This window comes from Halorubrum sp. LN27 (genome assembly GCF_016635065.1).
In the GTDB taxonomy this organism is placed as follows: Archaea; Halobacteriota; Halobacteria; order Halobacteriales; family Haloferacaceae; genus Halorubrum; species Halorubrum salipaludis.
The window spans coordinates 1,083,085-1,096,923 of record NZ_JAEPET010000001.1 but is presented as its reverse complement, the minus strand read 5'-3'; the positions used below and the strand labels follow the sequence as shown (position 1 = coordinate 1,096,923).

Below are 13,839 nucleotides of genomic sequence, written 5' to 3'. Positions count from 1 at the left end.
GCCCGTGATATTCGGCTCGTTGACACGAACACGCCCGCCGCGCCCGGCTCGGCGGCGGCGAGGCGGCGCAGTCCCTCGAATTCCGTCGGATTCGCCGCCATCACGCCACCCCGAGGTAGTTTCCGAGGGTGGTCAGTTCGGCGGGGTCGACGCCGAACGCCGCGACGTCGTTGTCGGCGGTCGTGTTGTCGAACTGCAACGACCGGTACTGGTCGGGCCCCATCGGGAACCCGGGGACGGCGCCGAGCACGCTGAGCCCGATCCGGGCGAGCGGCATCGGGAGGGGGACGATCGTGACTCCCTTCTTCTCGGCTTCGTACACGAGGTCCGTCACGTCGCGCAGGGTCAGGACCTCCGGGCCCCCGACCTCGTACGTCTCGCCGACGTGCTCGTCGTCTTCGAGCGCCGCGACCAGCATCGGGACGAGGTCCTCGACGTGGATCGGCTGGAACCGCGTCTTCCCGCCGCCGGGGAGCGGGTACAGCGGCACGCCCGGCGCGAACATCCCCTTCAGTCGCTTGGTGAAGGAGACGAACTCGCCGCCCTCGCCGAAGACGACCGAGGGGCGGAAGATCGTCCAGCCGAGGCCGCTCTCGCGGACGATCTCCTCGGCTTCCCCCTTCGCGCGGATGTACGCGGTGTCGCCGTCGGGGTCGGCTCCGAGTGCGCTCAGCTGGAGGAACCGCTCCGCCCCGGCCTCCTCGGCCGCGCGCACGAGGTTCTCGGTCCCGCCCCGGTGGATCCGGTCGTGCATGACGTTCCCGCCCTTCGGCTCGAACAGCGGCGAGAGCGCGACCAGATTCACGACGGCGTCCTGTCCCTCGACCGCCCCGGCGATCGAGTCGTAATCGGTGACGTCCCCCGTCGCGGACGCGACCCCCTCCGGCGCGTCGCTCGGCGATCGGGAGAGCGCCGTCACCTCGTGACCCCCGTCAGCGAGCGCGCGGCAGAGGTACGACCCGATGAATCCGGTTCCGCCGGCTACCAACACTTTCATGCGTCTCTCAACGGACGGAACGCCCCTAAACCTACCGCGGCGTCAGACGCGGAGATGACGCGGGCTTCCCCGGAGAAATCGGCCGCCTCAGACGCCTTCGCCCGGATCTGGGACCGTCATCACGGGCACCGGCGACGTCCGGACGGTGCGCTCGGCGACGCTCCCGAGCAGGTACCGCTCGACGCCGGTCCGGCCCTGCGTCCCCATGACCACGAGGTCGACGTCGTTCTCGTCGACGTACGCCCGGATCCCGCGCGCCGCGGACGATCCGACCTCGACCGCCTCTACCGCCTCGACGCCAGCCTCCCGCGCCGTCGCCGCGGCCGCCGCGACCGTCTCCTCGGTGTCCTCGACCAGCGCGTCGATTCCGGCGTACCCCTCGATCCCGACGCTGCCCACGTCGACGACGGAGAGGACATGGACCGTCGCGCCCGCGTGCTCGGCGAGCGCCAGCGCCCGGTCGAGGGCGTCGCCGGCGCGCTCACTCCCGTCGGTCGGCACGAGGACGCTCCGGTAGGGGTACCGCACCGTCTCGCCGTCGGGGCGGACGCTGAGCACCGGCACCGTCGACTCGCGGACGACGCGCTCGGTCGTGCTCCCGAGGAGCAGGCGGTCGAGCCCCGTCCGGCCGCGGGTCGGCATCGCGACGAGGTCCATCCCGTACTCCCCGGCGTACGCGGCGATCGTCTCGGCGACGCCTCCCTGTAACACCTCGGTCACCGTCTCGACGCCCCGCTCCGCGGCGCGGTCAGCGGCCGCCTCGACGATCTCCTCGCCCTCGCGTTCGAGCACGTCGACGACCTCGCCGCCGATCCGCGTGACGCTGTCGTGGGTCGTGTCGGCGACGTTGAGGACGTGGACCGTCGCGCCGTGGTCGACGGCCAGATCGAGGACGTGATCGAACGCCGCGTTCGCCCCCTCGCCGCCGTCGGTCGGGAACAGGATCCGGTCGAACATACGCCCACCCTCGCGGCGTGCGGGTAAAAAGGGCCGCGGCGGTTCGCGGGGACGGGAACACAGGCGGCTCGCGGGAACGGAGGAGCGCCGCGCGTCAGGCGTCGTTCGTCTCGTCGCCCGCGTCGACACCGTCGCTCGCTTCGCCGTTGTCGTCCGTCTCATCGCTCGCTTCGTCGCCGTCGCCCGCGCCGACGGCCTCCTCGATCCGGATCGTCGAGATCCGCGCGCCGTCGACGGCCGTGACCTCGAAGCCGTACTCGCCGGCCGAGACGGTGTCTCCGGGGCTCGGGGTGCGGCCGAGCCGGTCGAGCACGAGTCCGCCGAGCGTCTCGAACCCGTCGCCGTCGAAGTTGGTGCCCAGCGCGTCGTTGACGACGGACAGCGACACCGACCCGTCGGCCTCGTGAGTCCCCTCGCCGGCCTTCCGGATCGCGTGCTCGGCGCTCTCGGCGTCGAACCCGTCGCGGAGGTCGCCGACGAGCGTCTCGATCGCGTCCTCGACGGTGGCGATCCCCTCGAAGGCGCCCCACTCGTCGACGACCGCGGCCATCTGCCGGCGCTCGTCGCGGAACTGCACGAGGAGGTCGCTGAGCGACGTGGTCTCGGGGACGACCACGAGGTCGCGCGCGAGGTCGGCGGCGGTGACCGACTCCTCGCCCGCCTCGCCCGCGCGGAGCACGTCCTTCACGTCGACGAAGCCGACCACTCGGTCCGCGTCGTCGTCGGACACCACCGGATACCGGGTGTGGCCCGCCTCCAGCACGGTCGCGCGGATCGCGGCGAGGTCGGCGTCGGCCGGGATGCTCGTCACGTCCGGCCGGGGGACCATCGCCTCGCGGACCACCGTGTCGTCGAGGTCGAAGACGGCGTTGACCATCTCCACCTCGGCGTCGTCGACGTGGCCGGCCTCGCCGGAGCGCGCGAGCACGCGGCGGATCTCCCGCTCCTCCATCGTCTCGTCCGTCTCCGAGGCCGGCGGGACGCCGAGCATGCGCGTGAAGGCGTTGGCCGCCCCGTTGAACACGACGATGCCGGGCGAGAACAGGTAGTAGGAGAGCTTCATCGGCGGCGCCAACAGCATCGCGACCCGCTCCGCCTGCGCGATGGCGATCGTCTTCGGCGCCAGCTCCCCAAAGACGACGTGGAGGAACGTGATGACGCTGAACCCGATCGCGAACGCGACGAGGTGGACGAGGTTCGCGGGCAACAGGGGACCCAGCACCGGCTCGATCAGCGCCGCGACCGCGGGCTCGCCGATCCACCCGAGCCCGAGCGACGCGATCGTGATCCCGAGCTGCGTCGCCGCGAGGTAGTCGTCGAGGCTCCCCATCACGTCCTGGAGCGCCCCCGAGCCCGGGCGCCCCTCCGCGGCCAGCTGCTCGACCGACGTGGAGCGGACGCGCACGAACGCGAACTCGGAGGCGACGAAGAAGCCGTTCAACACGACTAACACGAGCGCCGCGACCACCCGCGTGACGGAGATCGCGACGTCTACCATCGATGCCTCCGCGGCGCGCGACCGTGACGGGTGTAGCCGATGTGGCGGATGTGGCGGACGTGACGTGTATCGGCGACCATGCCGGCGGTTCCATCCGGAGCCACTAAAAAGGGGTCCGTCGGACTCCGCGCCGCCGAGCGCGTCCGTCGGAACGGGCGGCCGCCGAGAGGCGTCCGTCGAAACCCGCGCCGTTTATTCCTCGCCGCGCCGGAGCGCGACCATGCTGATCACGCTGGAGGGGCTCGACGGAAGCGGGAAGACCACCGTCTGGGAGGCGCTCCACGACGTGTACCCCGACGCGACGTTCACCCGCGAGCCCACCGACAGCTGGTACGGGGAGGCGGTCGACCGGTCGATCGCGGCCGACGACGCTGACCCGCTCGCGGAGCTGTTCCTGTTGACGGCCGACCACGCCGACCACCTCTCGGGGACGATCGGGCCCGCGCTCGCCGACGGCGGGCTCGTGATCTCCGACCGGTACTCCGACTCCCGGTTCGCGTATCAGGCGGCGACGCTCGCGGCCAGCGACGTCGAGATCGATCGCCCGCTGGAGTACATCAAGGGGATCCACGCCGCCTTCTCGCGGCCGCCGGACGCGACGATCTACCTCGACCTGGGCGCGCGCGAGGCCGCCGAGCGCGCGGGCCGGACGAACAAGTTCGAACAGGACGGCTACCTCGCCGCGGTCCGGGAGAACTACGAGCGACTGATCGACGCCGAGCCGGACCGGTTCGTCCGCGTCGACGCCTCGCGGTCGCCGGAGGCGGTCATCGCGCGGGTGGAGGAGGTCCTCGCGGAGCTGGTGGACGAGTAGGACGCTGCGTCCGCGTTAGCTCGTGTCCGGCAGCTCCACGTCGTCCGGGGAGGGCACGTAGAGGTAGTCGATCGCCGCGCCGAGCACCAGCGGGAGCGCGACGAGCAGCGCGACGACCAGCGTCGGGCTGCCGAGGTTGACTCCGGCGCCGACGTTGAGGACGCCGGTGAACACCAGCATCGAGAGCAGCAGCAGCATCGGGGTCAACACGAGGGTGTACACGACCGACCCCCACGAGGTGTTCAGCCGGAGCCGGAAGAATCGGGTCGCCACCCCGGCGATAAGCGTGTGGAAGGCCACGAGGGCGACGAGGCTGACGAACCCGAACAGCGCGAGCATACCCGGTCTAGGGGCTCCCGGCATTTGCCCCTATCGGCCTAGAGCCCGCCGCCGTTCCCCTGCTGGCGCGCCGCCGAGAGCAGCCCGTCGACGGGCTCCGTGTACTCGTAGCCGGGGATGACGCCCTGCACGTACGTCCCCTCGACGAAGTCGATCAGGGACCCGGCGTCGTCGACGCCGCGCCGCTCGTTGCTGTCGGTCAGCTCGAACGCGACCGCGATCTCGTCGTCGCCGATCGACACGGTCGGGTCGAACGCGCGGTCGCCGCGGGTGACCCCGCCCACGTCGACGACGCGGAGCTCGAACGTCTCGATCCATCCCTCCTCGACCACGTCGGCGACCTCGTCGGCCGTCGTCGCGGAGAGGGTCGGCACCCGGACGGTGACGGAAAAGCGGATCCGGCCGTCCGCCGCCGGCTCGGCGCACACCTCTGCGTCGAAGGGGGTCGTCTCCGCGGTCCAGAGCCCGTCGCCGGCGGGCTCGAAGGAGCCGTGGTCCGCGAACGCGCGGCGGACGCGGCCGGGGAGTTCGTCGTCGGCCGCGCGCTCGCCCGCGGCCTCGGTCTCGGCGTCGATGTCGCTCTCGCGTTCGCCCATACCGGATCGGTGGCGACACGCGAGTAAAAGCGCGTTGTGTCGCGTTCGACGACCGCTCGCGCCCGGAGCGGTCGCCGCGGTCCCGTCACCGGTAGTGGCACGCAGAGCCGATACTGGTGCGCCTTTGTATCCGGACCGCCGATGGGAGGTATGGCAGAGCAGTTCCGCTCGACCGACGCGCTGATCGACGCGCTCGCGGACGTCTCCTTCGACCGACCGCCGGCGCTCGTCAGCAACGCACACGTGACCGGACTCGGCGTCGCCCGCGCGCTCGACGCCCACGACGTGCCCGTGATCGCGCTCGACCGCCCCAGCGACGACGTTGGGGGCGGGGAGGCCGGCGGGGGCGGCCGGACCAGCGGGGGCGGTCGGGCCGGAAGCGACGGCACCCGTCGCCACGACGGGCTCGCACCCCCCTCGGACGCGGTCGACTTCGCGGGCGCGGTGACGTACCCGCTCGACGACCTCGACGGGTTCCGCGAGGACGTGGAGGCGGTCGTCGACGCGATCGGCCGCGAGGCGGTCGCGTTCGGCTGTATGGACGAGTGGGCGCTGGCGTACGCGCGGGCCGATCCCGAGGGCGTCCGGCTCCCGTTCGCCGGGATCGACACGCTCGACGACGTGTTGAACAAGTCGGAGCTGTACGCGACCTGCGAGGCGCTCGGCGTGCCGTATCCCGAGACGTACCGGCTCGCGGAGACGGCGGACGCGGCGACGGGAACCCCTGACGCCGACGCCACCCTCGACGAGGCCGCCGAGGCGCTGGGGTTCCCGCTCGTGGTGAAGCCCGAGCTCAAACGGGACTTCGAGGAGGCGTTCGGCACCAACGTGTTGGAGGTCGCCGACCGCGAGGAGTTCGCGGACGCGGTCGCGGCCGCAGAGGAGGAGGGGATCGCCGTGATGGCCCAGAAGCGCGTCGACATCGCGACCGGCCGGGACCACTCGCTCGCGTCGTACGTCCCGCCATCGGGCGTCGAGGACGCCCTCGGAGTCGTCGGCAACGCCGCGGTGCGATACCCCCAGCAGTTCGGCACTTCGTGTCTGGTGGAGACGGCCGACGAGCCCGACATCGAGGCGCGCGCGCTCGCCGTGCTCGACGACGCCGGCTACCACGGGATCAGCGAGGCGGAGTTCGTGTACGACGACGGGCGCGGGGAGTTCCTCTTGCTCGACGTCAACACCCGGCCGTGGAAGTGGATCGGGATGCCGGTCGCCGCGGGCGCGAACCTCCCGATGGCGGCGTACGCCGCCGTCACCGAGGCCGAGTACGAGTCGCCGGGGATCGAGCCGACGCGGTGGGTGTACCTCCGCGACTACCTCTCCCTGCTCGCCGGCGACGACGCGTTCTGGGACCAGCTGTCGGCCGCCGACTGGCGGCGGCTCGTCGCCGGCGACTTCGAGCGCGAGGGGGACCTGACCACCGGCGTCTACCGCCCCTCCGACCCCGCGCCCGCCGCGAAGCTGCTGGAGACGGAGTTCGTCGACCGCGACTACTACTGCGCCTGCTGAGACGGTCGATAGCGGGAATACGTGAATCAGTGAGACGAAGTGGTTGTTTATGAGTGATCGAGTGGTGTTGCTGGCGGCTGTTTCTCCGTGATTGGCGGCTCTGCGGTGAACACTTCTAAACCCCCAGCCGCTCGCTTATAAGCGGTTGTCTACGGATCGACGGTGAAGCCCTCCAAAGCCCCAGTCGCTGAGGCCGGCGCACGCTCACTGCGCTCCTCGTCACTCGCTTCGCTCGTTCCTGCGGTGCTTACGTCGCCTGCGCCGGCCTCAGCGACTGCCCCTTTGAGTCCCACCCCGCACCGCACAGCACCCGCACCTCACGCCTCCCCAACCTCGTCGCCGGACTACGTCCGGCTTCCAGAGGCGCTTTGCGCCTCGCTGCCGCTCGCTTCGCTCGCGGCGTCCCTCGCGCGTGCTGCTCGGCCGTGAGGCGGCCTCGCAGGCACGCGCCGACCGCATCACACTTTATAAGTGATTGTCGCCGACGCTCACACCTTTTTAAATACCGTACTCCCGCAATCGATCATCGCTGTGTTCGTCTTGACCGGACTGAGACGGACCGAATTACCAGATATCCGCGTCGAAAAGGTCGTTCCGCGGGGTTCAGTCGTGCGAGTGGCTGTGCGCGCCGTGGTCGTGGGCGGCCTCGTCGTTCTCGTCGTGGGTGTGGTCCTGTCCGTCGGGGTCGGTCTCGCCGAGCACCTCCGCGCCCTCGCCGTCGATCATGTCCATGTTTTTCAGATTATCGCGCTCCTCGAAGTCCTCGACGGCCTCCATCACGTCCTCTTGGGTGATCGTCATCCGGTCCTCCGTGAGCGCGCCGAGGACGGCCTCGCGGAGCACCATCCGGAGGTCAGAGCCCGTGAGCCCGGTCGTTCGGTCGGCGACCTCCTCGGGGTCGAAGTCGGCGATCTGCATCTCGCGGGTCACCACACGGAGGATGTCCGCGCGCATGTCGCGATCCGGCTTGGGGAAGTTGACGATCTCGTCGAACCGGCGCCACGCGGCGGCGTCGAGCTGGTCCGGGTGGTTGGTCGCGCCGATGAGGAGCACCTCGTCGCGCACGAGCGACACCTCGTCGATCGACTTCAGCAGGGTGTTGACCGCGCGCTTCAGGGCGGCGTGCTCGTCGGAGCGCCGCGTCTTCGCCACCGAGTCGAACTCGTCGATGAAGAGGATACACGGCGAGAGTCGCTTGGCGACCTCGAACGTCTTCTCCACGTTCTTGGCCGTCTCGCCGAGGTACTGGCTCGTGATCATCGACATCTTCACCTCGACGAGGGGAATGCCGAGCTCGTGGGCGAGCGCCCGCGAGACGGTCGTCTTCCCGGTCCCCGGCGGCCCGACGAACAGGAGCTTCCCGATCTCGCGGAGCCCGATGCTCGCGAGGTACTCGCGGTGTTCGATCGCCTTGACGATCTTCTGGATCTCGCCCTCCTGGTCGCCGGTGAGCACGAGGTCGGCGAGCGTCGTCTCGATCTCCTCGGGGGCCTGGACGTTGACGAGGTCGAGCATCTCGCCGTCCTCGTCCTCGTCGAAGTACTCCTCCAGCAAGGCGTCGATCCAGACGCGGTCGGCCTGGATCGGCCGGACGTTGTCGCGCGCCGCCTCGTGGGTCACGGGCGCGTCGAGGTCCTCGGCCAGTTCGAGCGCGGCGACGATCGTCGGGTTCTGGGCGATCCGGTCGGCGGCGGCGTGGTCGCGGTACCACTCCAGCGCCATCGCTGGCTGCGTCAGCGAGATCTCGCCGGAGAACTCCGTCCGCTGGGTGAAGAGCAGGTCGGAGACCGCCTCCCACGGGTGGTCGACTCCCGTCGCGGTGCGGGTCGTCTCGCTCGTCGCCTTGAGCGGCCGCTCGACGCCGCCCGGTGCGTCGTCGGCGGCGTCGTCGGACCAGAACACCTGCCGGAAGCGCGGGGGCAGGTCGTTCTCGTCGAGGTCGCGGTTCTCGGTGTAGAGGTGCGTCGTCAACACGAACTCGACGACGTCGAGCGCCGGGTCACTCATCCGCGCGACGTAGCCGCGGGAGGCGGTTAAGCGCGTCGAACCGCGGCGGCGACCGCCGGCGACGGGGGCGCCGACGCGCCGCCACGCCGCCGAGACGCCGCTCCGACGCCCGGGCGACGTATCGAACGCTTATTAGCCCTGGTGATCGACCTACCTCGCATGAGCTCCGAGGACGCGGCCGCGACCGGCGACGCCGCCGGTCAGGCCGCCACCGACGCGGACCACGAGAACGCGCTCCAGGACGTGATCGCCGTCGATCCCGACGACGTCGAGCAGGGGACGGTGAACCGCCTCGACGCCCACACCGGCGACGGGATCCGCCACCGGGCGTTCACCTGCCTCGTGTACGACACCGACGGCCGGATCCTGCTGGCGCAGCGCGCGCCCACCAAGCGGCTCTGGGACGCCCACTGGGACGGGACGGTCGCCTCCCACCCGGTCGAAGGGCAGTCACAGGAGGACGCGACCGAACAGCGCTTAGAAGAGGAGCTGGGGATCACCCCCGACCAGTACGACGACCTCCGGGTGACGGACAAGTTCGAGTACAAGCGCTACTACCCCAACGAGGGCGTCGAGTGGGAGGTCTGCTCGGTGCTGAAGGTGACCCTCGACGACACCTCGCTCGACCCGGACGAAGAGGAGATCGGCGGCATGCTGTGGGTCGACTACGAGCACCTCCACGAGAACCCGTCGCTGTACCGGCAGCTCCGCCTCTGCCCGTGGTTCGAGATCGCGATGCGGCGCGACTTCTCCTGAGGGGTCGACCGCGGCGCCCCCACGTCGAGACCGAAACGGCGAGTTGAAGGCGCGCGGGCGATTCGGGTCGAGACATGACCGTCGTCGCCGTGCTTGCGAAGCCGCCCCGCGAGGGGCTCGTCGCGACCGGACTCGCCGAGTCGACACCGCTGTCGACCGCGGAGGCCGCCGACCTGTACGAGGCGCTGTTCCGCGACGCCGTCCTCGCGGTCGACCGCTCGGGCGGCGAGCTGCTCGTGAACTACCCCGTCGACGACGACCTCCCCGCCGAACACCGCACGGACACCGCGCCCGAGGCGGAACTCCGCACCCTCGTCGCCGACACCCTCGGCGGCACCGACGAAGTCCGCTTCGAGCGGCAGGTCGGGTCGTCGTTCGGCGCGCGCGCCGGCAACACCGTCACCCACCTGCTCCGCGAGGAGAACGCCGACTCCGTCGCGGTCGTCACTCCGCAGGCGCCGCTGCTCTCGCGGACCGTGATCGACTCGGCCGCGATGAAGCTCCGGACGAACGAGGTCGTGCTCGGCCCCTCCACCCGCGGCCGGACCTACTACGCCGGCTTCACCGCGCCGATCGACTTCGACGGCGCGTTCGAGGACCCCAGCCTCCCGACGCTCGCGGCCCGCGGCGCCGACGCCGACCTCGACGTGGAGTTCTTAGAGTCGTCGCCCTCGATGGTCGACGGCGACGACCTGCTCGACGCGGTGCCCCTCCTCCGCGCCCGCTTCGCCGCCGAGCGCGTCGTCCCCGACTACACCGCCGCGTTCGTCCACGAGCACGGGCTGGACGTGGTCGTCGAGGACGGGGACGCACAGGTCATTCGGGACTGATACGCCTCGAAACCCCAAAACGGCTCGGCGCCGCCTCGAAACCCGGAAAAGGCTCGGCGGCCTACAAACAGTAATGACCGACGAGAAGGAGAGCACGTTCCTCGTCACGCACGTCGAGAGCGACTCCGCGGTGCTGAAAGACGTCAACGACGGACAGGTGCACACGCTGAGCTCGAATCCCGGGCTCGCGGTCGACGACGCCGTCGAGGCGACCGTCGCGCCCGACCCGCCGATGGAGGTCACGTATCAGGTCGTCGAGGTCGCCGAGCGGCGGTCCCTCTCGATCGAGGAGAGCGAGGAGCCCCCGACCGTCCACGAGCGCGAGCTCGCGGCCGAGACGGAGACCGGCGAGCTGGCCCGCGAGGAGCGCGCGGGCGTCGGCGAGGTCCACGTGTTGACGCCGCCGGAGGAAGACACCGCGGACGCGGTCGCGGACGTGCTCGACGACCGCGAGGCGACGCTGTCGCGGGCCGCGCGGCTCGGCGTGAACCGGGTCGAGGTCCGGTCGGAGCCGGGCGTCGTCAGCGTGCGGTACATGCCCTGAACCGGGTCGGAGACGGAAACGTCAGTTCTGATCGGCGGTCGAGCACGACGGCCCCGCCGCGCTCTGGACGCGCCAGCCGCCGTCGACCTCGCCCGGCCGCGTCTCGTAGGCGACCGTCGTCGCGTCGGTCACCGTCGCCGCGTCGACCGGGTCGCCGTCGACCTCGACCCGCTCGACGCGGAACGGCACGTCGAGGCTGTCGCCGCAACAGCCGACGTCGACGAACTCCTCGCGGGCGTCCCCGACGGCGACGCGGTCCAGGACGCGGGCGAAGTACCCCCGGTAGCGGTCCGTCTCGATCTGGTCGCGTCCCCAGTCGCTGAGCCCCTCCGGATACGAGAGGACGACGCGCGTGGCGGTCGGTTCCATGCCACACGGTACGGCGTCCGCCGGCTAAGCCGTTGCGGCGCGAGCCGTCACCTCGCGTCCTGACGGTCGCGGCCGGACGGTCGGTGCGGGAACCCCGGGCGAGTGAGTGAGAAGGCTTATTCGCGCCCGCGCAGGAACCGGTATTTATGGTAGCGATCGAGGTACCGGAGGTCAACTACACCGAGTACTCGAACCGGCAGCTCGTGGCGGTCCCGCTTGCGGTCCTCGTTCTCGCGCTCGCGATCATCGGCGGGTGGTACCTCGTCACGGGTGCGCCGGCGAACCTCGGGTTGGAGTTCACTGGCGGCGTGGAGCTCCGGATCGCCGACGACGGCGGCGACGTAGAACAGCAGATCGAGACCGCGTTCGATCGGGAGCCCGACGCGGTCCGGTCGATCCCCGCGGACGACGTGTACGTGGTGACGTTCCGGGCGGCCGACGAGGACCCGGAGGGCCTGGCGAACGACCTGTCCGCGCAGGCCGACGCAGCCGGGCTGTCCACGAGCGCGATCGATCAGGTGTCCCCCAGCTTCGCGGCCGATACGGCCCGAACCGCGATCTTCGGCGTCGCGCTCGCGTTCCTCGGGATGAGCGTGCTCGTGTTCGCGCTGTTCCGAACCTTCGTCCCGTCGATCGCGGTCGTCGCGTCGGCGTTCTCCGACCTGGTGATCCCCGTCGCGGTGATGAACCTCCTCGGGATCCAGATGACGCTCGGGACGATCGCGGCGCTCCTGATGATCATCGGGTACAGCGTCGACTCGGACATCCTCTTGAACAACTCCGTCTTGCGGCGGACCGGCGAGTTCTACGAGTCGGTGAGCCGCGCGATGCGGACCGGGGTGACGATGACGCTCACGTCGATGGCGGCGATGATCGTCATGGCGATCGTCGCCGCGCTGTTCGGCGTTGACCTCCTCCGGAACATCGGGATCATCCTCTCGGTCGGGCTCTGCGCCGACCTGATGAACACGTACCTGCTGAACGTCTCGCTGCTTCGCTGGTACAAGTTCGAGGGGGTGAAACGCTAATGCTCGAACCGATCAAGAACAACTGGCGGATCCTGCTTCTGGTCGTCGTCGTGCTCGGCGCGACCGTGGCGCTTTTCGCGCCGCAGTTCGGTCCTCAGACCGCGCCCGGCGAGGACGCCGCCGAGGCCCAGCAGGGGATCACGAACCTCCAGTACGGGCTCGATCTTGCGGGCGGGACGCGGGTCCGCGCGCCCCTGCTCGGCTACACCGCCACCGAGGTGGACTTCGACGGCGATACGCCGGACGACGTCGCCCGCGCGGTCGCGGACGAGCTCGATGGGGTCTCGGCGCGGGACATCGGGGCCGTTCCCGAGGAGACCGCGGTCGAGGTGACCGACCCGTCGGTGAGCGAGTCGGAGTTCCGCGCGGCGATGGACGCCTCGGGGTACGCCTACGACGACGTTCGCTCCGGCGTCACGCAGGAGACCCGCGACGTCGCACAGAGCGTCATCGAGGGGAAGATCAACGAGGCCGGGCTCTCCGGCGGGAGCGTCCAGCAGGTCCAGTCACTCACCGGCGAGTACTTCATCCTCGTCGAGGTGCCCGGCGAGGACCGCAGCGACGTGATCGACCTCCTCGAGGAGCGCGGGACCGTCCAGATCGACATCGCGTACCCGACCGAAAACGGGACCGCGATCCAGGAGGAGGTGCTGATCCAGGACCACTTCGAGGACATCGGCACCGCGGCCCAGAGCGACCAGGGGACCGGGGCGTACGTTCCGGTGACGGTGCGGAACACCGCGCCGGAAGGGGAGCAGTCGCCCGCTCACGGCTTCCAGCAGGCGGTCGCGGACCGCGGGTTCGCGTCGGCGTACAACACGAACCAGGACCGCTGTGACTACAGCGAGAACCCGGACGACGTGAGCAAGCCGTGCCTCCTGCTCACCGTCGACGGCGAGGTCGTCAACTCCTTCGGGATGGACCCGGACCTCGCGGACAGCATGGCGAGCGGGTCGTGGGCCACCGACGGCGGCTTCCGGCTCACGACGACCGAGTTCAGCGAGGCGCAGACCATCTCGATCAACCTGCGCGCCGGCGCGCTCCCGGCGGACCTCGACATCAGCGGACAGGGGACCTCGCGGTCCATCTCGGCGGCACAGGGTGAGAACTACAAGAACTACTCGCTCGTGACCGGAATCCTCGCCGTGTTCGCGGTCGCCGGCATGGTGTTCCTCCGGTACCGCGAACCCGCGGTGGCGCTGCCGATGATCGTCACGGCGCTCGCCGAGGTGTACGCGCTGCTCGGCTTCGCCGCCCTGTTGAGCTACCCGCTCGAACTGGCCGTCATCGCCGGCTTCATCGCGGTCGTCGGGACGGGGGTCGACGACCTCGTGATCATCGCCGACGAGGTGATGAGCGAGGGCGAGGTGAACTCCAAGAAGGTGTTCGACTCCCGGTTCCGCCGCGCCTTCTGGGTGATCGGCGCGGCCGCGGCGACCACGATCATCGCGATGTCGCCGCTGATGGTGCTGTCGCTCGGCGACCTCTCCGGGTTCGCGATCTTCACGATCCTCGGCGTCCTGATCGGCGTCCTGATCACCCGCCCCGCGTACGGCGACATCCTGCGTCGCCTGCTGACGGTCCGGTGAGGATCG

General features: G+C 70.3%; 14 protein-coding genes. 7 read left to right on the top strand and 7 right to left on the bottom strand.

Features of this window, described 5'->3' with window-relative positions; genetic code table 11:
- Positions 1-100: 100 nt before the first annotated feature.
- From JIN95_RS05430 to JIN95_RS05420, 3 genes are all read right to left on the bottom strand, one after another.
- Positions 101-997 (bottom strand): complex I NDUFA9 subunit family protein, encoded by an 897-nt coding sequence (locus JIN95_RS05430; RefSeq protein WP_095637886.1) that lies wholly within the window; start codon positions 995-997, stop codon positions 101-103.
- Between the two features lie 87 nt (positions 998-1,084).
- Positions 1,085-1,954 carry a universal stress protein gene (locus tag JIN95_RS05425; RefSeq protein WP_200530737.1) on the bottom strand — a complete coding sequence of 290 codons (870 nt, stop codon included), beginning with the start codon at positions 1,952-1,954 and terminating at the stop codon, positions 1,085-1,087.
- Positions 1,955-2,048: 94 nt separating this feature from the next.
- A complete protein-coding gene (locus JIN95_RS05420; protein ID WP_200530736.1) occupies positions 2,049-3,452 on the bottom strand; it encodes a hemolysin family protein in 1,404 nt (467 codons plus the stop codon).
- A gap of 220 nt (positions 3,453-3,672) precedes the next feature.
- On the opposite strand from JIN95_RS05420, the gene tmk reads away from it, so the two are divergent.
- Entirely contained in the window at positions 3,673-4,266 is a 594-nt protein-coding gene (gene tmk / locus JIN95_RS05415) for a dTMP kinase (protein ID WP_200530735.1), read from the top strand.
- A gap of 15 nt (positions 4,267-4,281) precedes the next feature.
- On the opposite strand, the gene JIN95_RS05410 is transcribed toward tmk, so the two are convergent.
- Positions 4,282-4,605, bottom strand: a complete 324-nt coding sequence (locus JIN95_RS05410; protein WP_095637882.1) for a hypothetical protein — start codon at positions 4,603-4,605, stop codon at positions 4,282-4,284.
- A gap of 38 nt (positions 4,606-4,643) precedes the next feature.
- On the bottom strand, positions 4,644-5,201 hold the full coding sequence (locus JIN95_RS05405; RefSeq protein WP_200530734.1) for a DUF5813 family protein: 558 nt from the start codon (positions 5,199-5,201) through the stop codon (positions 4,644-4,646).
- 150 nt (positions 5,202-5,351) lie between these two features.
- On the opposite strand from JIN95_RS05405, the gene JIN95_RS05400 reads away from it, so the two are divergent.
- Positions 5,352-6,710, top strand: a complete 1,359-nt coding sequence (locus JIN95_RS05400; protein ID WP_200530733.1) for a carboxylate--amine ligase — start codon at positions 5,352-5,354, stop codon at positions 6,708-6,710.
- A gap of 603 nt (positions 6,711-7,313) precedes the next feature.
- Here the strand turns inward: JIN95_RS05400 and JIN95_RS05395 are convergent.
- The gene (locus JIN95_RS05395) at positions 7,314-8,717 is read right to left on the bottom strand and encodes an ATP-binding protein (protein ID WP_200530732.1); all 1,404 of its coding nucleotides are present in this window, start codon (positions 8,715-8,717) and stop codon (positions 7,314-7,316) included.
- A 159-nt stretch (positions 8,718-8,876) separates the two neighbouring features.
- Between JIN95_RS05395 and JIN95_RS05390 the strand changes: the two genes are divergently transcribed.
- The 3 genes from JIN95_RS05390 to JIN95_RS05380 all read left to right on the top strand — a co-directional run bounded on the left by JIN95_RS05390 (position 8,877) and on the right by JIN95_RS05380 (position 10,847).
- Positions 8,877-9,473, top strand: coding sequence for an NUDIX domain-containing protein (locus tag JIN95_RS05390; protein ID WP_095637878.1), 597 nt, complete (start codon positions 8,877-8,879; stop codon positions 9,471-9,473).
- 74 nt (positions 9,474-9,547) lie between these two features.
- Complete coding sequence (locus tag JIN95_RS05385) at positions 9,548-10,303, top strand: DUF2064 domain-containing protein (protein WP_200530731.1); 756 nt, start codon at positions 9,548-9,550, stop codon at positions 10,301-10,303.
- 73 nt (positions 10,304-10,376) lie between these two features.
- The gene (locus JIN95_RS05380) at positions 10,377-10,847 is read left to right on the top strand and encodes a DUF5812 family protein (RefSeq protein ID WP_095637876.1); all 471 of its coding nucleotides are present in this window, start codon (positions 10,377-10,379) and stop codon (positions 10,845-10,847) included.
- A gap of 21 nt (positions 10,848-10,868) precedes the next feature.
- Here the strand turns inward: JIN95_RS05380 and JIN95_RS05375 are convergent, their stop codons facing one another.
- Entirely contained in the window at positions 10,869-11,216 is a 348-nt protein-coding gene (locus JIN95_RS05375) for a hypothetical protein (protein ID WP_095637875.1), read from the bottom strand.
- A gap of 146 nt (positions 11,217-11,362) precedes the next feature.
- Between JIN95_RS05375 and secF the strand changes: the two genes are divergently transcribed.
- Positions 11,363-12,244 (top strand): protein translocase subunit SecF, encoded by an 882-nt coding sequence (secF, locus tag JIN95_RS05370; RefSeq protein WP_095637874.1) that lies wholly within the window; start codon positions 11,363-11,365, stop codon positions 12,242-12,244.
- Positions 12,244-13,833: a preprotein translocase subunit SecD gene (locus JIN95_RS05365; RefSeq protein ID WP_095637873.1), complete on the top strand. Its 1,590-nt coding sequence runs from the start codon at positions 12,244-12,246 to the stop codon at positions 13,831-13,833. Before secF ends, JIN95_RS05365 begins: the two co-directional genes overlap by 1 nt.
- Positions 13,834-13,839: the final 6 nt, after the last annotated feature.